This window comes from Amycolatopsis vastitatis, from assembly GCF_002234595.1.
GTDB classification, from domain to species: Bacteria; Actinomycetota; Actinomycetes; order Mycobacteriales; family Pseudonocardiaceae; genus Amycolatopsis; species Amycolatopsis vastitatis.
The window spans coordinates 93,859-115,492 of record NZ_NMUL01000023.1; the positions used below are offsets into that span (position 1 = coordinate 93,859).

A 21,634-nucleotide genomic window follows, 5' to 3' on the forward strand; every position below is an offset into this window, starting at 1 on the left:
GCGGGCCCACTGACGCACGCCGCCCAAGCGTTCGCCGAGCTTCTTCGCCGCAGCGCCACATCTAGGTCTTGATGAGCGGCGCGTCCCGCGACAGTTCCCGGAACCCGACGCTGTAGTACAAGTCCCGCACCTGCGGCGACGCCCCCATGCACGCGACCGTCGCGTGCCGGGCTCCCGCCGCTTGCGCCAGGCGCAGCCCGTGCACCAACATCGCCCGCGCCAGGCCCCGGCGCCGGTAGCCCGGGTGCGTGCCGACCGGCTCGAACTCGACCGTCTCGTTCAGCTCGTCGAGCCACATGATCGCCGAACACGCCATCGTCCCGCCCGGTGCCTCCACCAGGATGTGCAGGTCGCCGCGGTATCCCGGAGCCCGGCGGAGGCCCTCGTACGACGCGGCCGTGTACGACGTCGGCGCCCAGGCGTCCACATGGCCCTGGACCACGGCTTCCGGACTGGCCTCCGCGGCAGTGCGGAACGAGAACCCGGCCGGGAGCGACGGTTCCGCCACGTCGGTGAGGTCGCGCTCGTTCAGCTGGGACCAGGCGTCGGCCGGGTCGGGCGCGTAGCCGTGCGCCGCCCAGCGTCGCAGGCCGGGCGAGTCGGCCGCGCCCGGCAGCACCGTGCGTTCGAGACCGGGCGCCGTCGTGTCGTACCAGCCGATCACTTCGTCGGTCAGCCCGGCGTGCTCCGGATGCACCTGGTAAGCCAGGTACGCGCCGGCGACGTCCTTGCACGACCCGTCGTTGCGCCGCACCCGGCGCGGGAGCTGCGCCCAGCCCCAGGCCACCAGCTCCTCGCCGGAGAACCACAGCCGGTGCCGCCAGCTCTCGCCGTAAGCGGCGTGGTCCCTGCCCCAGTTCCAGGCCAGCTCGCCGAACGAGGCGTCGGTGTTCACCAGATCCGGGCGGGTCGCCGTGACCCGCTGCGCCAGGCCCTGCATGAGCTGCAGGTCCGCGGCGGTCAGAAGCTCGGCCATACCCCCAACTGTGGCAGGGCCGTCGAACGGTTTCCGCTAAGCCAGCCGGAGCTTCGGCTTGTGCTCCAGGTGCGAGAGCCCGTTCCACGCCAGGTTGACCAGGTGCGCGGCCACCTCGTCGCGCTTGGGCTTGCGCGCGTCCAGCCACCACTGGCCGGTCAGCGCGACCATGCCCACCAGCGCCTGCGCGTACAGCGCCGCCAGCTTCTCGTCGTAGCCGAGGGATCCGAACTGCTGGGCCAGGATGTGCTCCACCTGGCTCGCGATGTCGTTGAGCACGGTGGAAAACGTGCCCGTCGAGCTCGCCACCGGGGAATCGCGGACCAGGATGCGGAACCCGTCGTGGGAGTCCTCGACGTACGACAGCAACGCCGTCGCCGCCTGTTCCAGCATCGCCCGCGGGTGCCCGCCGTGCAGCGTCGAGATCATCCGGTCGAGCAGCAGCTGCGTTTCGCGGTCGACGACCACCGCGTAGATGCCCTCTTTGCCACCGAAGTGCTCGTACACCACGGGCTTCGACACGTTGGCGCGGTGGGCGATCTCCTCGATCGACGTGCCGTCGAAACCCTTCTCGGCGAACAGGGCCCGAGCCACGTTCAACAGCTGCTGACGCCGCTCGGTCCCGGTCATCCGGACGCGGGTCACCGGGGCGACCGGACGCGCCCCGGTGACCTGCTCACGCTTCGAACGTCGTCTCCCCGCCATCAAGGCAGCCTAGTTGACTAGCCCTTTTCCGTGGCGATTCGGGCCAATCGCTGCGGCGTCGGCCAGCGCACGTCGTGCACCCAGCCGAACTTTTCGAAGATCCAGATCAGCCGCGCGGAGATGTCGATCTGGCCGCGCTTGACACCGTGGCGGGCGGACGTCGGGTCGGCGTGGTGCAGGTTGTGCCACGACTCGCCGAACGAGAAGATCGCCAGTGGCCAGAAGTTCGCCGACTTGTCGCGGGCGGCGAACGGGCGCTCGCCGATCATGTGGCAGATCGAGTTGACCGACCAGGTCACGTGGTGCAGCACGCAGATGCGGACCAGCCCGGCCCAGAAGAACGCCGTCACCGCGCCCCACAGCGACCACGAGATGAGGCCACCCAACAGCGCCGGCAGCGTCAGGCTGACCAGCGCCCACAGCCAGAACAGTTCGTCGACCTTCTTGATCGCCGGGTCCTTGACCAGGTCGGGCGCGAAGCGCTCGGCGTTGGTCTGGTCGCGCTCGAACAGCCAGCCCATGTGCGCGTGCCAGAAGCCCTTGGCGATGGCCCACGGCGAGGTGCCGAACGCCCACGGCGAGTGCGGGTCGCCGTCGCGGTCGGAGAACGCGTGGTGGCGGCGGTGGTCGGCGACCCAGGTGATCACCGGGCCCTGCAGGGCGATGCTGCCCGCGATGGCCATGACCACGCGCAGCCACTGCTTGGCCTTGAACGACCCGTGCGTGAAGTAGCGGTGGTAGGACACCGTGATGCCGAGCCCGCTGATCGCGTAGAACAGCACGAACACGCCGACGTCGACCCAGCTCAGGCCCCAGCCCCAGGCGAACGGCACGGCGACCAGGAGGGCCACCAGCGGCGCGATGACGCCGAAGTAGACCGACAGTTGCACGCCCATGCCGCGCGTGCCCTCTGTGACTGGTTTGGGCCCCTTGGGCGCCGAAGGCTCCCCGGTGGGCTGGGAACGGTCGAGCGTGGCCGTCATACGCTTCACTTCTTCCTACGCAGGCACGCCTTTTACCAAGGGCGCCCTAACCTACGATGCCGTAAGTTACGGTACAGGAGGTTCGGGCGGCTGGGGAGAGCCCGAACTCACACCGCTACTTCGGAACCCGGGTACCCGGCAGACGGGCGTGTAACGCATCCCCCGCGCGGACGACACCCGATCGTCGCTATCCTGACCAGGATCGATCCGCCGTAGTGTAATCGGCAGCACTTCAGATTTTGGTTCTGACAGTTCAGGTTCGAATCCTGGCGGCGGAGCAGCAGAAGGACCCGAAACCCCACGACACCGGGAGGTTGGCGCTGACCGAAGAGGCGACCGACCCGGTGGCGGCCAGGCGGCCCGCGCTGGCCGAGATGTCCGACGCCTGGATCGTCGGGCGCGCGCGGGAGCTGAACGCTGCGGTCCAGCGGCACGAGTACACCCAGCAGCTCGAGATCGTCGAGATGCTGGACGAACTGCTCGACGAGACCCAGCGGCGCGGTGAGCCGCTCCTCGTGGCCCAGCTGTTGCGCTCGTCCGCCCTCGCCCGGCTGAACACCCAGGGGCTGGCTCCCGAGGCCGAGCCCCGCCTCGACGAGATGCTCGCGCACACCCGTCGGCACGGCATCGCCCTGCTGCGCGCCGACGCGCACGCCCTGCGTGGGCGGCGGCTGGTGATCGCCGCGCAGGAGGACGCCGCGCTCACCGAGATCGCCAGGGCGCTGGCCATCCTGGACGACTCCACCATCCCCGACCGGCAGGTCGGGCTGCGCAGCTGGAACCGCCTGCTGGCCACGACGCTGATCGACTGCTGGCTGGTGCTCAACCAGCTCGGCGTCTACGAAGCGGCGGAGGAGGTGATCGGCCGGGCGGCCTCGGCGATCCGCGAGAGCGCCAGCCCGCACGACATCGCCCTGCAGCTGATCAACCGCATCAAGATGCTGCTCGGCTGGGGCCTGCGGCTGGAACGCATCGACGCCTACGACGAAAGCGCCGAGAAGTTCCGCACCGCGGCATCGATGGGGACCGCGGCCGAAGGCCCGTTCGCGGAGTCGCTGTTCCCGCGCAGGGCGAACGTCGCGGCCATCGACCAGGTCGGCGTCCTGGCCGCGGCACCGGCGCTGAACCAGCCGAGTGCCGAGCACATCGAGCGGCTGCAGAACCTCTACACCGAGCGCGCGTTCGGCCACGACCGGGAGATCGTCGCGATCGCGCTGGCTCGCTGCCTGGACAAGGAGGGTCGCCGCGAGGAGGCCCTCACGGTGCTGCGCGAAACCCGTCAGTCCATCTCCGACGACACCTCACAGCCATCGATGCGGCTGAACGTCGCCCGCGAGCTGGCCCGGCTCGACACGAGCCCGGACTACGCGTCCGGGGCCAGCGAATCGCTGATCGACTACGCGCGCCGCCTCGAATCCGAGATGTGGAGCCTGCGCGAGTCGCAGATCGCCACGCTGAACGCCCGCCGCGAGCACGAACGGCTGTCCGCCGAGCACGGCGCGATCACCCAGCAGGCGCTGCAGGACCCGCTCACCGGGCTGCCGAACCGGCGCGCGCTGGACGAGAAGCTGCGCCAGCTCGCGTCCTCGGCCGACGCACAACCGCTGGCGGTCGCGCTGGTCGACCTCGACGGCTTCAAGGGCGTCAACGACAAGCAGTCGCACGCCGAAGGCGACAACGTGCTGCGTGTCGTCGCGAGCACCCTTCGTGACGCTCTGCGCGGCGACGACCTGGTGGCGCGCTACGGCGGCGACGAGTTCATCGTCCTGCTGCCGGGCACGCCGGCTTCCGCGGCGAAGATGGCGCTCGGGCGTGCGGTGAAGTCCGTCGCCGGCCTGCCGCACCACCTCTCGCACGGCGTCACGCTGTCGATCGGGCTGGTCTCGCTGCGGCCGCAGGAGCGTGGCGAGCAGGTCCTCGCGCGCGCGGACGCGGCCATGTACCAGGCGAAACGCGGAGGCGGCAACCAGGTGGCGTCGGCCAACTCGATGGCCGCCGACCCCGCCGCCGCGTGGGCGGCCGAGGCGCCACCGACCGACCCCGCGTGGGACACCGAAGAGCACAGTTAGGATCTGAGCCCGACAGAAGCCACACGTTGGTAACCGTTGGGAGCGTCGTTGACCGGCCCGCTGAGCACGTTGATCCTCGCCGCGGGTGAGGGCACCCGCATGCGTTCCTCGACGCCGAAGGTGCTGCACCCGATCGCCGGGCGGCCCTTGGTCGAGCACGCCGTCCGGGCCGCCGCCGGCCTGAACCCCGAACACCTCGTGGTGGTGGTCGGCCACGGCCGCGAGGCAGTCGGCGAGCACCTCGCCCAGGTCGGCGACACCCTCGGACGCGCTGTCGGCACGGCCGTGCAGGCCGAGCAGAAGGGCACCGGGCACGCGGTGTCCTGCGCGCTCGCGACCCTGCCGCCGGACCTCACCGGCACCGTGATCGTCAGCTACGGCGACGTCCCGCTGCTCGACACCGCGACCCTCGGGGCGCTGCTCGACGAGCACACCGAGGCGAAGAACGCGGTCACCGTGCTCACCTCGGTGGTCGCCGACCCGACCGGCTACGGCCGGATCGTGCGCGACAGCGCGGGCAAGGTCACCGGGATCGTCGAGCACAAGGACGCCACCCCGGACCAGGCGGAGATCACCGAGATCAACTCGGGTGTCTACGCCTTCGACGCCGCGGTTCTGCGTGACGGCCTTTCGCGTCTCTCGACCGACAACGCGCAGGGCGAGCTGTACCTCACCGACGTGCTGGGCATCGCGAACGGCGACGGGCTGCACGTCGGCGCGCTCGTCGTCGACGACCCGTGGCTGACCGAGGGCGTCAACGACCGCGTCCAGCTCTCGGCACTCGGCGCCGAGCTCAACCGCCGGATCGTGCAGCGCTGGCAGCGCGCGGGCGTCACGATCGTCGACCCGGCGACGACCTGGATCGACGCCGGCGTGTCCCTCTCCCGCGACGTCGTCATCGAGCCCGGCGTGCAGCTCAAGGGCACGACGTCGGTCGGCGAGGGCAGCACGGTCGGGCCGGACAGCACGCTGACGAACGTCACGATCGGCGCGGGCGCCTCGGTGGTGCGCGTGCACGGCTCGGACTCGGAACTGGGCGACGGCGTCAACGTCGGGCCGTTCACCTACCTGCGGCCGGGCACGAAGCTCGGCGTCAAGGCGAAGCTGGGGGCGTTCGTCGAGACGAAGGCCGCCGAGATCGGCGCCGGCACGAAGGTGCCGCACCTGACCTACGTCGGCGACGCCACGATCGGCGAGCACAGCAACATCGGGTGCTCCAGCGTGTTCGTGAACTACGACGGCGTGCACAAGCACCGGACCGTTATCGGCTCGTATGTCCGGTTGGGTGCCGACAACACCTTCGTCGCCCCGGTGCACATCGGTGACGGCGCTTACAGTGGTGCGGGTGCCGTGATCCGCGAAGACGTCCCGCCGGGCACACTCGCGGTGTCGGCGCCGCCGCAGCGCAACATCGAAGGCTGGGCTATCCGGCGCCGGCCGGGTACACCCGCGGCGGAGGCGGCCCAGGCCGCCCTCGACGCCGATCCAGCAGCAGGAACCGACCGGGAGTCGCGAGCATGAGCCAGAAGCAGGGCACGCCGAAGAAAAACCTGATGCTCTTCTCCGGGCGCGCACACCAGGAGCTCGCCGAAGAGGTCGCGGTCCACCTCGGCGTGAAGATCACCCCGCAGACGGCGCACACGTTCGCCAACGGCGAGCTGTTCGTCCGGTTCGAGGAGTCCGTCCGCGGCACCGACGCCTTCGTCATCCAGGCGCACACGACGCCCATCAACGAGTACGTGATGGAGCAGCTGATCATGGTGGACGCGCTCAAGCGGGCGAGCGCGAAGCGGATCACCGTGGTGATGCCGTTCTACCCGTACGCGCGCCAGGACAAGAAGCACAAGGGCCGCGAGCCGATCTCGGCGCGGCTGATCGCGGACCTGTTCAAGACCGCGGGCGCCGACCGGATCATGACGGTCGACCTGCACACCGCGCAGATCCAGGGCTTCTTCGACGGCCCGGTCGACCACCTGATGGCGCAGACCGTGCTGGCCGACCACATCAAGGCCACCTACGGCGACGCCGACATCACGGTCGTCTCGCCGGACTCGGGCCGCGTGCGGCTGGCGGAGAAGTGGGCGCAGACGCTGGGCGACCGGCCGATCGCGTTCATCCACAAGACGCGCGACCCGGACAAGCCGAACCAGGCCGTGGCGAACCGCGTGGTCGGCAAGGTCGAGGGCAAGCTCTGCGTGCTGATCGACGACATGATCGACACCGGCGGCACGATCGTGAAGGCGACGGAAGCGCTGATCGACGAAGGCGCGGCCGACGTCGTCATCGCGACGACCCACGGCATCCTGTCGGACCCGGCGACCGAGCGGCTTTCGCAGTGCAAGGCGCGCGAGGTGATCGTGACGAACTCGCTGCCGATCCCGGAGGACAAGCGGTTCCCGGGGCTGACGGTCCTGTCGATCGCGCCGATGCTGGCCGAGGCCATCCAGCAGGTCTTCGAAGACGGCTCGGTGACGTCGCTCTTCGACGGCAACGCCTGAGATCTCCTTCCGCCGGGCGCGAAATCGCGCGCCCGGCGGATCTTCCGGCATTAGCGTGCCGGGCATGGGGACCTTCAAGTTCGGCGTCAGCTTCTTCGGTTCCGGCCGCCGGGACGAGTGGATCGCGAAATGCCGCCGCGCCGAGGAACTCGGCTACGACGTCATCACCGTGTCCGACCACCTGGGCACCGGGCGGTACGCGCCGTTCCCGGTGCTGGCCATGGCGGCCGCCGTCACCGAGCGGCCGCGGCTGGGCACGCTCGTGTCCAATGTGCCCTTCTACAACCTCGCGCTCTTCGCACGCGAAGCGTCGTCGACAGCCACGCTGCTGGACGGGCGACTCGATCTCGGGCTCGGTGCCGGGAACAAGAAGACCGAGTTCGACGCCGCCGGGCTGCCGTGGCGGAAAGCGTCCGAGCGGATCGCCTACCTCGACGAAAGCATCGGCTACCTGCGCGAACACTTCGAGGGCGAGGGACTCGAGCTGCCCCGGCTGCTCATCGCGGGCAACAGCGACGGCGTCCTGGACCTGGCCGCCGAGCACGCCGACGTCGTCGGGTTCGCCGGGCTGAGGCAGCAACCCGGCAAGCCGCCGGGCACCTTCAAGCTCGACAACGCCGAAGCGATGGACGAGCGCGTCGCCTACTTCCGATCGCGCGCCGGGCATCGCGAAGCCGAGTACAACATGCTGGTCCAGCGGGTGGTGGTCACCGAGGACCGGCGGGCCGCGGCGGCGGCGTGGCACGAAGAAACCGAGCGCAGCACCGCACGCGACGTCGACGAACTCCTCGACGTGCCCCAGCTCCTGCTGGGCACGGTCGAGGAGATCGCCGGGCAGCTCGAAAACCGGCGCGAGCGCTACGGCTTCTCGTACATCACGGTTTTCGAGCCGTACCTCGAGACCTTCGCCCCCGTCCTGAAAGAGCTTCAGTGCCCAACCGAGGCTTCGCCTCGGGCCGGGGGCTCCGCCACCCGGACCCCCGAAAGCCGTCAGTAAGCGACAGTGAACCGCGCGCGGCGGTGCTTCGGCTGCTCGATCTCGTCGACGTACGCGATCGCGAAGTCGTCGCCGCCGATGTGCGACTTGCCGTTCTCGTCGGTCAGCAGGACGTCGCCGCCGATGCGGAACTCGCCCTTGCGCTCGCCGGCGGTCCAGGCACCGAACTCGGCGGCCGGGCTGACGTAGAACCAGTCGAGGTCCTCGGGCTGCTCGCGCAGCAGGGCGAGCACCTCGGCGTGGCTGCCCGCCTCGTCCTTGTACTCGGCCGGGAACTCGGGGGTGTCGAACAGCCGCGGGCCGCCCTCGGCGACGAGCAGGCTCGCCGCCCCGCCCACGAACGACAGCCGGACGCCGTTCTCGCGGGCGACCCGGACCAGGCCGGGCACGGCGTCGATCAGCTTCTTGCCGTCGATCGCGCGGGCCGGGGTGGCGACCACGATGACGTCCGCGTCCTTGGCGACCTGCGCGACGAACTCCTCGTCGTGCAGCGAACCCTGCCGCTCGTCGACACCCTCGGGCACCGAGCCGGCGTTCCGCGCGACGCCGACCACTTCGTGCCCGCGCCGCAGCGCCTCGGCGCCGATCCTGCCCCCGGCGTACCCCGTCGCCCCGAAAACCACCAGCTTGGCCATGTCTTCTCTCCCGTTCGGATTCGGCTGTGCACAGCCGATGCTAGGAACGGAAGATCACCTACTTCAACGGAAGCAACACACCTGGGGGTACGTGACCAGGTCAGCCGCCCAGGGCCGCGAACTCCGCGGCCACCTTCTGCTTCACCGCGGCGGCGTCGACGGCCGCGCGGACCTCCGCCGTCGCGTTCGGCTTCGAGAGCACCTGGTAGCTGGCCGTGCGGTTGGGCAGCTTGAACTTCACCGCGCAGGACAGCTTGATCGTCGCGTACGGCTCCGCGTCACCGGCCGCCGTGCACGTCTGCGCGCCGAGCGACTCCGCGCTGACCTCGACCGAGAGGGTGATGTGCACGACGCTCTTCCCGCCGGAGGCCGGCGAGCCGACCACGCTGTTGGAGACGTCGACCGTCGTCGTGCACGAACCGACGAAGTCCTTGCAGTCGAGGTTGTCGTTCGTGACGACGGCGCTCGCCTGCACCAGCCCCTCGAACGGCTGTCCCAGCCCGCCGAGGGTGCCGTCGAGGTCGGTGTGGAAGGCCTTCAGCGCGTCGCCGGCGAGCGGGGCGACCTGGAACTCCGCACCGAACTTCGGGCCGGCCTGCGGGTCGAGCAGCGCCGGGGCGAAGCTGACGACGCGGTTCGGCTTGGCCGTGGTGATGCGCAGGACGCTCGGCGCGGCGCCGAGCCGGTAGACCTCGGTGCCGTCGGGGAGCTTCTCCTTGACCGGGTCGTCCAGCCGGTCGAGCCCGGCCAGTGCCTTGCGCAGGCCGTCGGCGAGCGCGGCCGGGGCGAACCGGGCCGCCGGGTCGAGGGGCAGTTCCGAGCCGAGCGAACGCACCCAGCTCGTGCCGAACTGGGTGCCCTCGTCGATCGCGTGCGCTTTCCAGTAGTCGGCGTCGGCCTGCAGGTAGAACTGGCCACCGGCCGCCGTCACCTGGACGAAGCGGCCGTCGAGCGGCAGCCCGCCGACGGCGGTGCCGCCGCGGGTCACCCGGAACTGCTGGTCGGCGCCCTTGACCGTGGACTTCAGCGCGAGCGCGGGCGCCTGGCCCAGCGCCGTGAGGGCCGTGTCGACCGCCGCGCGCTGCTCGGCGCGCCGGTCGGCCGTCTGCTGGTCGGCCGCGGAGACCCCGGCGGTGCCGGCGACCGCCACCTGGCAGCCGGACAGCAGCCCGCCCAGCAGCAGCACCGCCGCCACCCTGCTCCGTCGACCCCGCATTTTCCGCCCCCACCTCTCCCGCTACGCCGAGCACACCTCAAGCCGGTGTCTTCCGCCACCGGATTTGTGTCGTCACATACCGGGTTCAAGGAGGGTTCTAGCCTGGCGCGGGCACCCGCCGCAACCCACCGTGATGAGGTTGGTTTACACTCTTGAGGTTGTCTCGGCGAGGCGGGGCCCTTCTGGGGTGCCCGGCGTGATCGACGCGGCGGCTCGAGTAGCCCCCGTCGTCGTGCACGCCCGGAAACTCGCCGCCGAAACTTCCTGAACACAGTCGTCGAACAAAGCAACGGCTTCCCCCCGCCGCAGCATGCTGTCTTGATTTGAAGGAGTGCCACACCGTGTCCGAGGTACGTCTGTCCGTCGAGCCGCGCACCGAGTTCGGCAAGGGCGCCGCGCGCCGCACGCGTCGCGCCGGCAAGATCCCCGCCGTCCTCTACGGCCACGGGTCGGACCCGCGGCACTTCGCGCTGCCCGCGATCGAGTTCGCCCGCGTAGTCCGCGAGAACGGCTCGAACGCCGTCATCACGCTGGACCTGGAGGGCTCGGTCGAGCTGGCGCTGACCAAGACCATCGTGGTCCACCCGCTGAAGAACTACATCGAGCACGTCGACCTGCTGGTCGTGAAGCGCGGCGAGAAGATCGTCGTCGACGTCCCCGTCGTCGTGACCGGCAACCCCGGCCCGGGCGGCCTGGTCAACCAGGACGTCGACACCCTGCAGGTCGAGGTCGAGGCGCTGCACATCCCGGAGCAGTTCGAGGTCTCGATCGAGGGCCTCGAGATCGGTTCCCAGGTGCTGGCCGGCCAGGTCGAGCTGCCGCAGGGCGCCACCCTGGTCACCGACCCGGAGTCGCTCGTCGTGGCCGTCAACGAGCCGCAGCGTGAAGAGGGCGGCGACGAGGACGAAGCGGGCGAAGAGTCGGCCGAAGCCGCCGAATAGCATCACCGTATGACGGAAGACCTGCCCGGGGCCGGCGAGCTGATCCTGCTCGCCGGCCTCGGCAATCCCGGACCCCAGTACGCCGGAAACCGGCACAATGTCGGGTTCATGGTGCTGGACGAGCTCGCCACCCGCGTCGGCGGCAAGTTCAAGACGCACAAGACCGGCGGCGAAGTCCTCGAGGGCAGGCTGGGCGGCCGCCGCGTGGTGCTGGTGAAGCCGCGGTCGTTCATGAACCTCTCCGGTGGTCCGGTGGCCGGTGCGGCGAAGTTCTACAAGGTGCCGCCGTCCGGCGTGGTCGTGGTGCACGACGAGCTCGACGTCGACTTCGGCGCGCTGAAGCTCAAGTTCGGCGGCGGCGACAACGGCCACAACGGACTCCGGTCGATCACGAAGTCGCTGGGCACCCGCGACTACTACCGGGTCCGCTTCGGCATCGGCCGCCCGCCCGGCCGCCAGGACCCCGCGGACTTCGTGCTGAAGGACTTCTCGACGGTCGAGCGCAAGGAGCTCCCGTTCGAGGTGGACCGCTGCGCGGACGCGACCGAGGCACTGGTGGGCACCGGCCTCGCGGCCGCCCAGAACTCCTTTCACGCGGGCTGAGATGGGTGCGAGGTGAATCCATTGACTCCTGAAGAGGTCCGGTCGATCGCGTTCGGCAAGCCCCGGTTCGGCCGGCGCGGCTACAACGAAGACGAAGTGGACGCCTTCCTCGACCTCATCGCGGAGGCACTGGCCGGGCGGAACATCCTGACCCCCGACGACATCCACTACGTCGAGTTCACGATCATGCCGGTCGGCATGCGCAGCTACGACCAGGCCCAGGTCGACCTGTTCCTCGACGAAGCCGAGGCGGCGCTGGTGGAGCTGCGCCAGCCGCCGCCACCGGCGGTGGCCGAGGAGCCGCAGCGGCCGCAGGGCCCCCGGAAGTGGTTCGGGCGCGGCTGACGGCGCTGCTTTTCGGCGAGGCCCCGGATGTCACCGTTCTTTTCGGGGGTTCCGGGTGGCAGAGCCCCCGGCCCGGGGCGAAGCCCCGGATGTTGCAGTGTGAACCCGGCCACACAGCGCTGGGTAGCACCTTCTCACCCGAAGGCGGGCGCGAGGCCGCCCGTGAGGGTGAGGTTGGGGGTAGCCCCTTTCGGGCAGCCTGTTCACGGGTTAGGACGGTGTACGGGAGTTCGCACCCGCCCAACCCGGAATCGGAGAGTTCCATGTCGTTCACCGCCGAAGACCTCGCCGAGGTCACCTTCGGTAACGCCCCGATCGGCCGCCGTGGCTACGCGAAGCACGAGGTCGACGAGTTCGTCCGGCGGATCGCCAAGACGTTCGCCGAGGAGGACGACCTGACCGCCGCCGAAGTGCACCACGTCATGTTCTCGAAGCCGCTGATCGGCAAGCGCGGCTACGACGAGCGCGAAGTCGACGAGTTCCTCGACGCGGTGGAGGACCAGCTCGCCGCCCGCACGGGCCACGCCCCGGACCTCCCGGGTGCCCGCACCTCCGACGAAGCCACCGCCGACCGCGCGGCCCCGCCGACCCTCCGGGCGGAGCGTCTCCAGCAGCGTTAGCCCGCACGTCTTGAATGACTCATTCAAGACCTCGGAGGTCCTGAATGAGTCATTCAAGACGTCTCAGGCGTCCGCGTTCTTCTTGATCCGGTCCGCGAACTGCTGTGCCGTCGCCGCGCGCTTGACCTTGCCGGACGGCGTCTTCGGGAGGCTTCCGGCCGGCAGCACGACCACCGCGTACGGCCGCATGTCGACGGCGTCGCGGACCCGGGCCGACACCTGCTTCATCAGGTTCTTCTCGGCCTCCGCGTCACCCGCCAGCTTCGACTCGACGACCACCGCGAACCGCTCGCGACGGCTGCCCGCGTCCAGCCGGACCGCCACCGCGTTGCCCGCGCGCACCCCCTCGACCGAGGTCGCCGCGCGCTCGATGTCCGTCGGGTACAGGTTGCGGCCGCCCATGATGATGACGTCCTTGCGGCGGCCGCAGATGACGATCTGGCCGTCCACCAGGTAGCCGAGGTCGCCCGTGTTGAGCCACCCGGCGTCGTCCTGTGTGCTGACCGGGCCCTCCATGGTCAGGTAGCCGGGCGTCACGGCCTCGCCGCGCAGCCGGATCTCGCCGACCTCGCGCTCGCCGACCCGCGTGCCCGAGTCGTCGACGATCTCCGCCTCGAGCCCGTCCAGCGGGTGGCCGAGCAGCGCGAACGACCGGACGCTGTCGGTGCCGCGCCGCGGGTCGCCTTCCGGGACCGGCACCGCGCGGTTCTCCGCCTCGAGCGCGTCGGCCTCGACGACGTCGAGGGTGAGCCCGGTGAACAGCGGCGCGAACGACACGGCAAGGGTCGCTTCGGCCATGCCGTAGGCCGGGAAGACGCACTCCGCGGGCATCTTGAACCGGGCCCCGGCGTCCACAAAGGTCTGGACGGCGGTTTCGTCGATGGGCTCGGCGCCGTTCAGCGCGATGCGGAGCTTCGACAGGTCGTAAGCGGTGTCGTCGTCGACGCGGGCCATCCGGCGTCCGACGATCGCGTACGCGAAGTTCGGTGCCGCCGTGGTGGTGCCGCCGTACTTGGTGATCAGCTCGGGCCAGATCAACGGCCCCGACAGGAACTCGACGGGCGTGATCTTGACCAGCTCGACGCCGAAGGTCATCGGCACGGTCAGGAAGCCGACCATCCCCATGTCGTGGAACGTCGGCAGCCAGGACACCATCACGTCGGTGTCGAAGTCGAACTCCGCGCGGTCGACCATGGCCTTGACGTTGGAGTACAGGTTCCCGTAGGTGATCCGCACGGCCTTCGGGTCGGCGGTCGAGCCGCTGGTCAGCTGCAGCAGCGCGGTGTCACCCTCGTCCGTGGCGACGACGTCGGCGAGCGGCTCGGCCTCCGCGAGCTCGGTGATGAGCTTGAACCCGATGCCCTTTTCGCTCAGCACGGGCGCGAGCTGGTCGAACGGCTCGCCCAGCAGCACGAGGTCGGAGCCGATCATCCCGAGCACGCGCACGGTGTCCTCGGCCCACTCGGCGAGGTCGGTGCGCTGGGTCGGCTGGTGCAGCATGGTGACGCTGCCCCCGGCGAGCCACACGGCCTGCACGGTCGGCGCGATCAGCACCGGCGCCGCGGCCAGCACCGCGACGGCGCTGCCGCGCTCGAACCCGCCCGCGACCAGCCCGCCGGCGATCCGCCGGGCCTCCTCGTGCACCTCGGCCCAGGTCCGGCGGACCGGCTCCTTCGGCTCCCCGGTGACCATGCCCCGCTGCTGACCCCGCGCCGTCGCGGTGGCGACCAGCGTGTCCACGAACCTGCTCATGCGCGTCAGATTACTGTCTGCCCGTCAACATCCGCCGACCAGCGCGGAAACGGGCCCTCGCAGCCGGCGGTCCCCCTGCCGGTTTCCGTCGACCAGCCTGCGGACCCGCGGCACGCGGGGTGGTTGAGCCACACCCTCATTCCAGCAGCTCGGACGTCTCCAGCCAGCGGCCCTCGACGTCCTCGATCTCGCCCTGGACGCCCTTCAGCTCGGCGTTGAGCTCCATCAGCTTCGCCGGGTCGGTGGCCACCTCCAGGAGCGACGCGTGGAGCTTCTCCTCCTTGGCGTGCAACTGGTCCAGCTTGCGCTCGAGCCGGCCGAGCTCCTTCTGCGCCGCCCGCAGGTCGGCCGCGGACTTCTTCGCTTCGGCCTTCGCCGCCGACGGCGCCGGGCCCGAAACGTCCTGGGCCGTCGCGCGGCGGTTCAGGTACTCATCGATGCCGCCGGGCAGGTGGGTGATCCGGCCGTCGCCGAAGAGCGCGACGATCGTGTCGCAGACGCGTTCCACCAGGTAGCGGTCGTGCGAGACGACGACCATCGTGCCCGGCCAGCCGTCGAGGAGGTCCTCCAGCTGCTGCAGGGTGTCGATGTCCAGGTCGTTCGTCGGCTCGTCGAGCAGCAGGACGTTCGGCTCGGCCATCAGCAGCCGGCACAGCTGCAGCCGGCGGCGCTCGCCACCGGACAGGTCCTCGACCGGCGTCCACTGGCGGGCCTGCGGGAAGCCGAGCTTCTCGCCCAGCTGCGACGCCGTCATCTCCTGCTTGCCGAACACCACGCGCCCGGCCACCTGCTCGATCGCCTGCAGCACGCGCAGGTCGCCGGGCAGGTCGTCGAGCTCCTGGCGCAGGTGGGCGAGGGCGACGGTCTTGCCTTCGATGCGGCGGCCCGTCGAGCCCTCGACGTCCCCGCCGAGCAGCTTGAGCAGCGACGTCTTGCCGGAGCCGTTGACGCCGACCAGTCCGATCCGGTCACCCGGCCCGACCCGCCAGGTGACGTGGTCGAGCAGCGTCCGCTCGCCCACCGCGTACGTCGTGTCTTCCAGCTCCAGCACGGTCTTCCCGAGCCGCCGCTTCGCGAACGCTTGCAGTTCCACGGAGTCGCGCGGCGGCGGGACGTCGGCGATGAGCGCTTCGGCCGCCTCGATGCGGTACCGCGGCTTCGACGAACGCGCCTGCGGGCCGCGGCGCAGCCACGCCAGCTCCTTGCGGGCCAGGTTCTGCCGCTTCTCCTCGGCCGTCGCGGCCAGCCGCGCCCGCTCGGCGCGGGCGAAGATCCAGTCGGCGTAACCGCCTTCGTACTGCTCGACGCGGCCGTTCGCGACCTCCCACGTCAAAGTCGCGACGGTATCGAGGAACCACCGGTCGTGGGTGACGACCACGACCGCGATCCGGCGCGTGAGCAAGTGGTCGGCGAGCCACTGGACACCTTCGACGTCCAAGTGGTTGGTCGGTTCGTCGAGCACGACGAGGTCGAGCTCACCGGTCAGCGCGGCCGCCAGCGAAACCCGGCGCCGCTCGCCACCGGAGAGGTTCGCGGTCGGCGTGTCGAGCCCGATCGCGGTGATGCCCAACCCGTCCACAATGGACCGGACGCGCGCGTCGGCCGCCCATTCGTGCTCGGCGCCGTAGCGTTCGAGCACGACCTCGCCGACGCTGCTGCCGTCCGGCAACTCCGTCCGCTGGGTGACGACGGCCATCCGCAGGCCGCCGACGTGGCTCACCCGTCCGGAATCCGGCTCGGCGAGTCCGGAAAGGACTTCCAGCAGGGTGGTCTTGCCACCGCCGTTGAGGCCGACGACGCCGATGCGTTGCCCGGCCGCGACGCCCAGCGAGACGCCGTCCAGCAGTGGCTTCACCCCGTAGGACTTGCTCACCGACTCGAGATTGACCAGGTTGGCCATCCGTTCAGCCGATCCTTTCTTTGGGAGACACTGCAACGATGACGAACCGGGTCGCCACGACCATGGTCGTGTCGTCCACGGTGAATTCCGGATCTTCCATGGCAGCCCGCATTTCCGCGCTCTGCCAGTAGTCCGTGTGGTCGGCGCGCCACTCGGCGACGCTCCTGAAGCCCTCACCCTCGTCGAGGGCGTGCAAGTCCACTTCGGACAGTGGGATGACGCGCACCTCGGTGGTCTCGAGAACCGCGACACCCACGCCCGCCGAGTCGATCATCAGCGCACGCTCGCCGACGGCGGGCAGCTCTTCGCCGTACTTCTCGTATTCGGCGACCAGGCCGGTCGTCGACGTCTTCTCCCCGCGCAGGATCGCCGCGACCAGCTTGTCCCGCAGCGGTCCGGGGAACGCGAACTCGGCGTGCTTCACGCGTGCACCCGCGGCGACGCCGGGCGCGGCGCGTCGTCGCCGCCGACGACGCGGGCACCCGGGACCGGGCCGTGCGCCACCCGGACCGTGCGGCACACCCCCGCTCCCGACAGCTCCGCGGCGACCTCCACCGCGGACTGCGCGCCTTCGCACAGGAACGCGCACGTCGGGCCGGAGCCGGACACCGTGCCGGCCAGCGCGCCCGCGTTGACGCCCGCCCGGAGCGTGCGGCGCAGCTCGGGCCGCAGCGAAACCGCGGCCGCCTGGAGGTCGTTGCCCAGCAGCAGCGCCAGCTGACGCGGGTCGCCCGAGGCCAGCGCCTCGACGACCGGGGTGTGCGAGCCGATCCGGGGCGGGTTGCCCGCCGCGCGCAGGCGGTCCAGTTCGCCGAACACCTTCGGCGTCGACAGCCCTTCGGAGTCGAAGGCCAGCACCCAGTGGAACGTGTGCCGCGACAGCACCGGGACGAGGTGCTCGCCGCGCCCGGTCCCCAGCGCGGTGCCGCCGTAGAGCGCGAACGGGACGTCGCTGCCGAGGCCGGCGGCGATCTCGGCCAGCTCGTCGCGAGTGACGTCGAGGTTCCAGAGGCTCGCGAGCCCGACCAGCGTCGCCGCGGCGTCGGCGCTGCCGCCCGCCATGCCGCCGGCCACCGGGATGCCCTTGCGCAGCACCACCCGGACCTTCGGCTCGCCGGTGCGGCCGACGTGCGCGGACAGGGCTTCGACGGCCCGCCAAGCGAGGTTTTCGTGGCCGGTCGGGACCGAGCCCTCGCCCTCGCCGTAGACCTCGATGCCGGGTTCGTCGGTGACCGCGACGGTCACCTCGTCGGTCAACGACAGGGCCTGGAACACGGTCACCAGCTCGTGGTAACCGTCTTCACGCAGGTCGTCGACCGAAAGGTGCAGGTTGACCTTGGCCGGGACCCGGACGGTGACTGGAGGCGGAACTACAGCGAGCACCCGACCAGCCTACGTGCTCGCGAAAACGCCCCAATGTGGCGTTGGTTGCGTCCAACGCACCCAATGTGGCGTTCGTTGCGTCCAACGCACCCAATGTGGCGTTCGTTGCGTCCAACGCACCGAACGCCACATTGGGGCGCTTGGGTCAGGGGCTGGGTCAGGCGGCCGCGATGCCCTGCGGGCCGCGGGCGGTGTGCGTCACGTGGCCGCCGCGCTCGGCGACCCACGCCAGCGCCGCGTCGGCCCGCTCGCCGCGGACCCCGAGGCGGAACCGGCCGACCGGCGTGTCACCGATCCGGGTCAGGCCGCCGCCGATCGTGGCGAACTCGACGTCGAAGCGGCCCGCGGCCTCGGGCAGCAGCGCACCGACCGACGCGAAGCCGATCAGCACGACGTCGGCCGAGCGGTCGTAGCGTGCCACCTGCGAACGGGACGTCTCGATGGCGGGCAGCAGCGCCTGCGCGGTGCGGCTGGCCGGGTCGGAGATCAGGTCGAGCACCGTGCCGCGCTCGACGACCGTGCCGTCTTCCAGCACGGCCACGTCGTCGCAGAGCCGGCGGACCACGCCCGCGTCCGGCGTCGTGACCACGACGGTGACCCCCAGCTCGGACCGGGCCCGGTCGAGGACGGTCAGGACGGCACCGGCCTCCTCCGGGTCGACGCCCGCGGTCGGGTCGTCGGCGAGCAGCACCGCGGGGGCCGCCGCCAGCGCCTTCGCGACCGCGACGCGGCGGAGCTGACCGGCGGACAGCTCGCCGGGACGCTGCGCGGCGCGCGGCGTCAGGCCGACCAGGTCGAGCAGCGAGCCGACCCGGCTGCGGCGCTGCGGGCCGTCGACGCCGAGCTGTTCGAGCGGGGAAGCGATGTTGCCGGCGATCGTGCGCTCGGCGATCAGCTCCGGCTTCGTCGAAACGACACCCAGCTGACGGCGGATTTCGCGGAGCCGGCGGCCGTCGAGCGTGCCGGTGTTGAGGCCGTCGAGCCGGACGACGCCGCGGTCGGGCCGCTCCTGCAGGGCGATGCAGCGGGCGAGGACGGACTTGCCGGACCCGGCGGGGCCGACCACGCCGAACAGCGAGCCCGCCTGGACGTCGACACTCACGTCGCGCAGCGCGAGAACCGAATTTCCGTTGGTGGCAAAGGATTTGGACAGATTTTCGACGGTGATCACGAAGGCTCCAGAAAACGGGGTGCACGCAGGGCGCGGCACCCGGCCGCAAGCGAGTTCCGTCCGATGTGGACGGTGCATGAAGAAGAGGTGGACCGGCAGGGGCTAGCTCAGTTGGAGCGCCGACATGCGGTCACGGAGCGGCGGCCTTCGTCGACAACGCGACGCCGGGTGAGGAGCAGGGGGCGAGCTACCCTCTTCATCGAAAACGGCCTCCATCGGTCCTGGCGGTAGCACCTGCCCTGTGGAGGGTGGTTGCTGCGACTTCGGCGAGCCAGGTCTCTCAGTCGCTCGGGATGGACGTACTGAGTAAAACCGATCCCACGGAGCGAAAGCAAGCCTGTTGGCCCAGATCACACGAGTGGAGGTGTCCGAATCGCGAGATCACGGCCGGAGCGGGGGTATTTTCACGCTTCCACTGTGGAACGGCTAACGCGCGGCGGCGATCCGGGCGAAGTCGTGCACACCGAGCTGCTCACCGCGGGTCCGGGGATCGATCCCGGCGGCCGTCAGCAGCTCGCCGGCCCGCTCGGCCGAGCCCGCCCAGCCCGCGAGAGCGGCCCGGAGCGTCTTCCTGCGTTGTGAGAAGGCGGCATCGACCAGCCCGAAGAGCCGGTCGCGGTCCCCGGACGCCGGCGCGTCACCGCGTTCGAACGCGACGAGCGCGGAATCGACGTTCGGTACCGGCCAGAACACCGAGCGTGGCACCGCGGCGACCTTGCGCGCGCTGCCGTACCAGGCGAGCTTGACGCTCGGCACGCCGTAGATCCGGCTGCCGGGGCCCGCCGCCATCCGGTCGGCGACCTCCGTCTGCACCATGACGAGCCCGGACTTCAGCGAGGGCACTTCGGCCAGCAGGTGCAGCACGACGGGCACGGCGACGTTGTAGGGCAGGTTGGCGACGAGCGCGGTCGGCTCGCCCAGTTCCTCCCGGGTGACGCGCATGGCGTCGGCCCCCACGACGGTGAGGTTCCCCGCGGCTTCGGGTCCGCGTTCGGCGACGGTCTTGGGCAGCCGCTCGGCGAGCTTGGGATCGATCTCGACGGCGACGACGTGGGCACCGGTGGCGAGCAGCCCGAGGGTCAGCGACCCGAGCCCCGGCCCCACCTCGAGGACGACGTCGTCGGGGCTGACGTCCGCCAGCTCGACGATCCGGCGGACGGTGTTGGGATCGTGCACGAAGTTCTGCCCGAGCTTCTTCGTCGGCCGCACGTCGAGTTCGGCCGCCAGCCCGCGGATCTCGGCAGGTCCCAGCAGTTCAACCACCGGACGAGCCTACCCAGACGGCCGGCCCGCGTACCTGGACGGTCGGTTCGCGTACCCGGAGGGGCGGCTCACGGACGTGAAACGGCCCCCGTCCGCATGGGACGGGGGCCGTTTCGGGAGGACTGTCAGGCCTTCTTGCCGCAGACCGGCCAGGCGCTGTAGCCCCCGCGGGCGTCGCGGACCTTCTCCGCGATCGCGATCTGCTGGGCCTTGCTGGCCTGGTTCGGGTACGCCGCGTACTGGTCGCCGCCGTAGGCGTCCCACGTCTGCTTGTCGAACTGGAGGCCGCCGTAGTACTTGCCGCTCGCGTTGACGATCGACCAGTTGCCGCCCGACTCGCACTGCGCGATGCGGTCCCACACGCTGGTGTCGCCGACGTCCGGTTCGGCGGGCTTCTTCGAGCCGACGTGGATGATCTTCGGCTTCGGCTGGGTGATGACCTGCTCGGAGACGCTCTCGCGAGAGACCTCTTTGCCGTTCTTCTGCGTGACCTTGTAGGTCACCATCTTCTCGCCGGGCGTGCCCGGGTCCTCGACGTTGGTCTTGCCCTTCTCGAGGTCCGGGTCGTCGACACGCTGCTCGGGCGGGGCGATGCTCTCCTTCTGGACGACCGTCGAAACGCCGGTGCGGCTGATGTGCACCTCGGCGCCGTCGGTCAGCTTGACGTCCAGGCCACCCTCGGCCTGGTCCTCCGGGCCCAGGGTGAGCTTGTACTCGCCCAGGAACTCCTTCGTCGTGACCGCGGTCGTCTTCACCTGCTTCGGCGCGTTGGCACCGTCGTACAGGGTGATGTTCTTGAGGGTCTTGATCTCGACGGTGGCGCCCTGCAGGGGCAGCTCGCCGTCCTTCGGCATGGACATCCACGTGCCGGGCTTGTCCACGGCGGTCATGCCGAGCTGGCCGAGCGCGTCGCCGAGGTGGGTCGCGCGGACCCAGGAGGTGTGCTCCGAACCGTCGACGATCATCTTCAGCTGACGGCCGCGCTCGAGCTTGATGACCCCGCCGTCGCCGACCTCCGCCTGCGGGGAGGGTGACAGCGAGTCGTGCGCGCCGACGGACAGGCCCGCGTCCTCGAGCACCTCGCCGACGGTGTCGCCGAAGGAGTGCACGGTCTGCTGGTGGCCGTCGACGTCGACGGTGACGCTCTTGTTCATCGCCAGCGCGGCCGCGCCGCCGCCGGCGACGCTGATCATGACGCTGAGGACGGCGCCCTTGAGGAACCGGCGCTTCCAGATCTTGGTGGTCTCGCGGAGACCCTCGTCCAGCGCGGCCCGCTTGGCCTGCGGGGACGCGGTCCGGTCCGCCTCGATCTCGTCCGGGATGACGATCGGCGGCAGGTACGTCGTCTCGGCGTTGATGAGCCGGATCAGTTCGTCGACGTCGACGTCGATCTCGGCCATCATCGCGTCGGCATCGGGGCCGAGCGCGGCCAGGATGTCCTGCTGCGTGATGTTCGGGTCGTCGGAGAAGTCGAGCTGGCCGTACGCAGTGTTCTCGAAATCGCGCTCGAGGACGGCCGCGGAGCGCGCTCCAGCCTGTCTGCTACCTGTCACCGGGTCGTTCCCTTTCCCAAGGCG

At 70.5% G+C, this 21,634-nt stretch carries 20 protein-coding genes, 1 tRNA gene and 1 riboswitch; of the genes, 9 read left to right on the forward strand and 12 right to left on the reverse strand.

Features of this window, described 5'->3' with window-relative positions:
• Positions 1 to 61: 61 nt before the first annotated feature.
• The 3 genes from CF165_RS23195 to CF165_RS23205 form a co-directional block, all read right to left on the reverse strand.
• Positions 62 to 976, reverse strand: coding sequence for a GNAT family N-acetyltransferase (locus CF165_RS23195; protein WP_093949657.1), 915 nt, complete (start codon positions 974 to 976; stop codon positions 62 to 64).
• A 36-nt stretch (positions 977 to 1,012) separates the two neighbouring features.
• Positions 1,013 to 1,606, reverse strand: coding sequence for a TetR/AcrR family transcriptional regulator (locus CF165_RS23200; protein WP_093949921.1), 594 nt, complete (start codon positions 1,604 to 1,606; stop codon positions 1,013 to 1,015).
• A gap of 92 nt (positions 1,607 to 1,698) precedes the next feature.
• Positions 1,699 to 2,664 (reverse strand): acyl-CoA desaturase, encoded by a 966-nt coding sequence (locus CF165_RS23205; protein WP_093949658.1) that lies wholly within the window; start codon positions 2,662 to 2,664, stop codon positions 1,699 to 1,701.
• A 206-nt stretch (positions 2,665 to 2,870) separates the two neighbouring features.
• Here CF165_RS23205 and CF165_RS23210 point away from each other — a divergent pair.
• From CF165_RS23210 to CF165_RS23230, 5 genes are all read left to right on the forward strand, one after another.
• Positions 2,871 to 2,942, forward strand: a tRNA-Gln gene (locus tag CF165_RS23210).
• Between the two features lie 36 nt (positions 2,943 to 2,978).
• Positions 2,979 to 4,733: a GGDEF domain-containing protein gene (locus CF165_RS23215; RefSeq protein WP_093949659.1), complete on the forward strand. Its 1,755-nt coding sequence runs from the start codon at positions 2,979 to 2,981 to the stop codon at positions 4,731 to 4,733.
• A gap of 48 nt (positions 4,734 to 4,781) precedes the next feature.
• The gene (gene glmU / locus CF165_RS23220) at positions 4,782 to 6,254 is read left to right on the forward strand and encodes a bifunctional UDP-N-acetylglucosamine diphosphorylase/glucosamine-1-phosphate N-acetyltransferase GlmU (RefSeq protein ID WP_093949922.1); all 1,473 of its coding nucleotides are present in this window, start codon (positions 4,782 to 4,784) and stop codon (positions 6,252 to 6,254) included.
• Entirely contained in the window at positions 6,251 to 7,231 is a 981-nt protein-coding gene (locus CF165_RS23225) for a ribose-phosphate diphosphokinase (RefSeq protein ID WP_093949660.1), read from the forward strand. Before glmU ends, CF165_RS23225 begins: the two co-directional genes overlap by 4 nt.
• 64 nt (positions 7,232 to 7,295) lie before the next feature.
• Positions 7,296 to 8,228, forward strand: coding sequence for a TIGR03621 family F420-dependent LLM class oxidoreductase (locus tag CF165_RS23230; protein WP_093949661.1), 933 nt, complete (start codon positions 7,296 to 7,298; stop codon positions 8,226 to 8,228).
• Here the strand turns inward: CF165_RS23230 and CF165_RS23235 are convergent.
• Positions 8,222 to 8,863 carry an NAD(P)-dependent oxidoreductase gene (locus tag CF165_RS23235; protein ID WP_093949662.1) on the reverse strand — a complete coding sequence of 214 codons (642 nt, stop codon included), beginning with the start codon at positions 8,861 to 8,863 and terminating at the stop codon, positions 8,222 to 8,224. The genes CF165_RS23230 and CF165_RS23235 overlap by 7 nt on opposite strands.
• A 100-nt stretch (positions 8,864 to 8,963) precedes the next feature.
• Positions 8,964 to 10,058, reverse strand: coding sequence for a hypothetical protein (locus tag CF165_RS23240; RefSeq protein ID WP_093949663.1), 1,095 nt, complete (start codon positions 10,056 to 10,058; stop codon positions 8,964 to 8,966).
• Positions 10,059 to 10,420: 362 nt separating this feature from the next.
• Here CF165_RS23240 and CF165_RS23245 point away from each other — a divergent pair, with 362 nt between their 5' ends.
• The 4 genes from CF165_RS23245 (at position 10,421) to CF165_RS23260 (ending at position 12,588) form a co-directional block, all read left to right on the forward strand.
• Positions 10,421 to 11,020: a 50S ribosomal protein L25/general stress protein Ctc gene (locus CF165_RS23245; protein ID WP_093949664.1), complete on the forward strand. Its 600-nt coding sequence runs from the start codon at positions 10,421 to 10,423 to the stop codon at positions 11,018 to 11,020.
• A 9-nt stretch (positions 11,021 to 11,029) separates the two neighbouring features.
• Positions 11,030 to 11,623, forward strand: coding sequence for an aminoacyl-tRNA hydrolase (gene pth, locus CF165_RS23250; protein WP_093949665.1), 594 nt, complete (start codon positions 11,030 to 11,032; stop codon positions 11,621 to 11,623).
• Positions 11,624 to 11,635: 12 nt separating this feature from the next.
• Complete coding sequence (locus CF165_RS53460; protein WP_276209738.1) at positions 11,636 to 11,968, forward strand: DivIVA domain-containing protein; 333 nt, start codon at positions 11,636 to 11,638, stop codon at positions 11,966 to 11,968.
• 263 nt (positions 11,969 to 12,231) lie between these two features.
• A complete protein-coding gene (locus CF165_RS23260) occupies positions 12,232 to 12,588 on the forward strand; it encodes a DivIVA domain-containing protein (RefSeq protein WP_093949667.1) in 357 nt (118 codons plus the stop codon).
• 63 nt (positions 12,589 to 12,651) lie between these two features.
• Here CF165_RS23260 and CF165_RS23265 read toward each other — a convergent pair whose 3' ends face one another.
• The 7 genes from CF165_RS23265 to CF165_RS23295 form a co-directional block, all read right to left on the reverse strand.
• Positions 12,652 to 14,340: a fatty acyl-AMP ligase gene (locus CF165_RS23265; RefSeq protein WP_093949668.1), complete on the reverse strand. Its 1,689-nt coding sequence runs from the start codon at positions 14,338 to 14,340 to the stop codon at positions 12,652 to 12,654.
• Positions 14,341 to 14,476: 136 nt separating this feature from the next.
• Positions 14,477 to 16,240 carry an ABC-F family ATP-binding cassette domain-containing protein gene (locus tag CF165_RS23270; protein ID WP_093949669.1) on the reverse strand — a complete coding sequence of 588 codons (1,764 nt, stop codon included), beginning with the start codon at positions 16,238 to 16,240 and terminating at the stop codon, positions 14,477 to 14,479.
• A gap of 4 nt (positions 16,241 to 16,244) precedes the next feature.
• Entirely contained in the window at positions 16,245 to 16,664 is a 420-nt protein-coding gene (locus CF165_RS23275; RefSeq protein ID WP_093949670.1) for an ASCH domain-containing protein, read from the reverse strand.
• Positions 16,661 to 17,623, reverse strand: coding sequence for a 4-(cytidine 5'-diphospho)-2-C-methyl-D-erythritol kinase (locus tag CF165_RS23280; RefSeq protein ID WP_093949671.1), 963 nt, complete (start codon positions 17,621 to 17,623; stop codon positions 16,661 to 16,663). Before CF165_RS23280 ends, CF165_RS23275 begins: the two co-directional genes overlap by 4 nt.
• Before the next feature lie 157 nt (positions 17,624 to 17,780).
• Positions 17,781 to 18,794 carry a methionine ABC transporter ATP-binding protein gene (locus CF165_RS23285; RefSeq protein ID WP_093949672.1) on the reverse strand — a complete coding sequence of 338 codons (1,014 nt, stop codon included), beginning with the start codon at positions 18,792 to 18,794 and terminating at the stop codon, positions 17,781 to 17,783.
• Between the two features lie 209 nt (positions 18,795 to 19,003).
• Positions 19,004 to 19,094: riboswitch (SAM riboswitch) on the reverse strand.
• 126 nt (positions 19,095 to 19,220) lie between these two features.
• Positions 19,221 to 20,057: a 16S rRNA (adenine(1518)-N(6)/adenine(1519)-N(6))-dimethyltransferase RsmA gene (gene rsmA, locus CF165_RS23290; RefSeq protein WP_093949673.1), complete on the reverse strand. Its 837-nt coding sequence runs from the start codon at positions 20,055 to 20,057 to the stop codon at positions 19,221 to 19,223.
• 125 nt (positions 20,058 to 20,182) lie between these two features.
• The gene (locus CF165_RS23295; protein WP_093949674.1) at positions 20,183 to 21,610 is read right to left on the reverse strand and encodes a resuscitation-promoting factor; all 1,428 of its coding nucleotides are present in this window, start codon (positions 21,608 to 21,610) and stop codon (positions 20,183 to 20,185) included.
• Positions 21,611 to 21,634: the final 24 nt, after the last annotated feature.

Excerpts from the sequence above, each read along its gene's own strand:
- CF165_RS23230 (WP_093949661.1), top strand. The coding sequence starts at position 7,296 with ATGGGGACCTTCAAGTTCGGCGTCAGCTTCTTCGGTTCCGGCCGCCGG.
- pth (WP_093949665.1), top strand. The coding sequence starts at position 11,030 with ATGACGGAAGACCTGCCCGGGGCCGGCGAGCTGATCCTGCTCGCCGGC.
- CF165_RS23270 (WP_093949669.1), bottom strand. The coding sequence starts at position 16,240 with ATGGCCAACCTGGTCAATCTCGAGTCGGTGAGCAAGTCCTACGGGGTG.
- CF165_RS23260 (WP_093949667.1), top strand. The coding sequence starts at position 12,232 with ATGTCGTTCACCGCCGAAGACCTCGCCGAGGTCACCTTCGGTAACGCC.
- CF165_RS23195 (WP_093949657.1), bottom strand. The coding sequence starts at position 976 with ATGGCCGAGCTTCTGACCGCCGCGGACCTGCAGCTCATGCAGGGCCTG.
- CF165_RS23200 (WP_093949921.1), bottom strand. The coding sequence starts at position 1,606 with ATGACCGGGACCGAGCGGCGTCAGCAGCTGTTGAACGTGGCTCGGGCC.
- CF165_RS23225 (WP_093949660.1), top strand. The coding sequence starts at position 6,251 with ATGAGCCAGAAGCAGGGCACGCCGAAGAAAAACCTGATGCTCTTCTCC.
- CF165_RS23265 (WP_093949668.1), bottom strand. The coding sequence starts at position 14,340 with ATGAGCAGGTTCGTGGACACGCTGGTCGCCACCGCGACGGCGCGGGGT.
- CF165_RS23235 (WP_093949662.1), bottom strand. The coding sequence starts at position 8,863 with ATGGCCAAGCTGGTGGTTTTCGGGGCGACGGGGTACGCCGGGGGCAGG.
- CF165_RS23205 (WP_093949658.1), bottom strand. The coding sequence starts at position 2,664 with ATGACGGCCACGCTCGACCGTTCCCAGCCCACCGGGGAGCCTTCGGCG.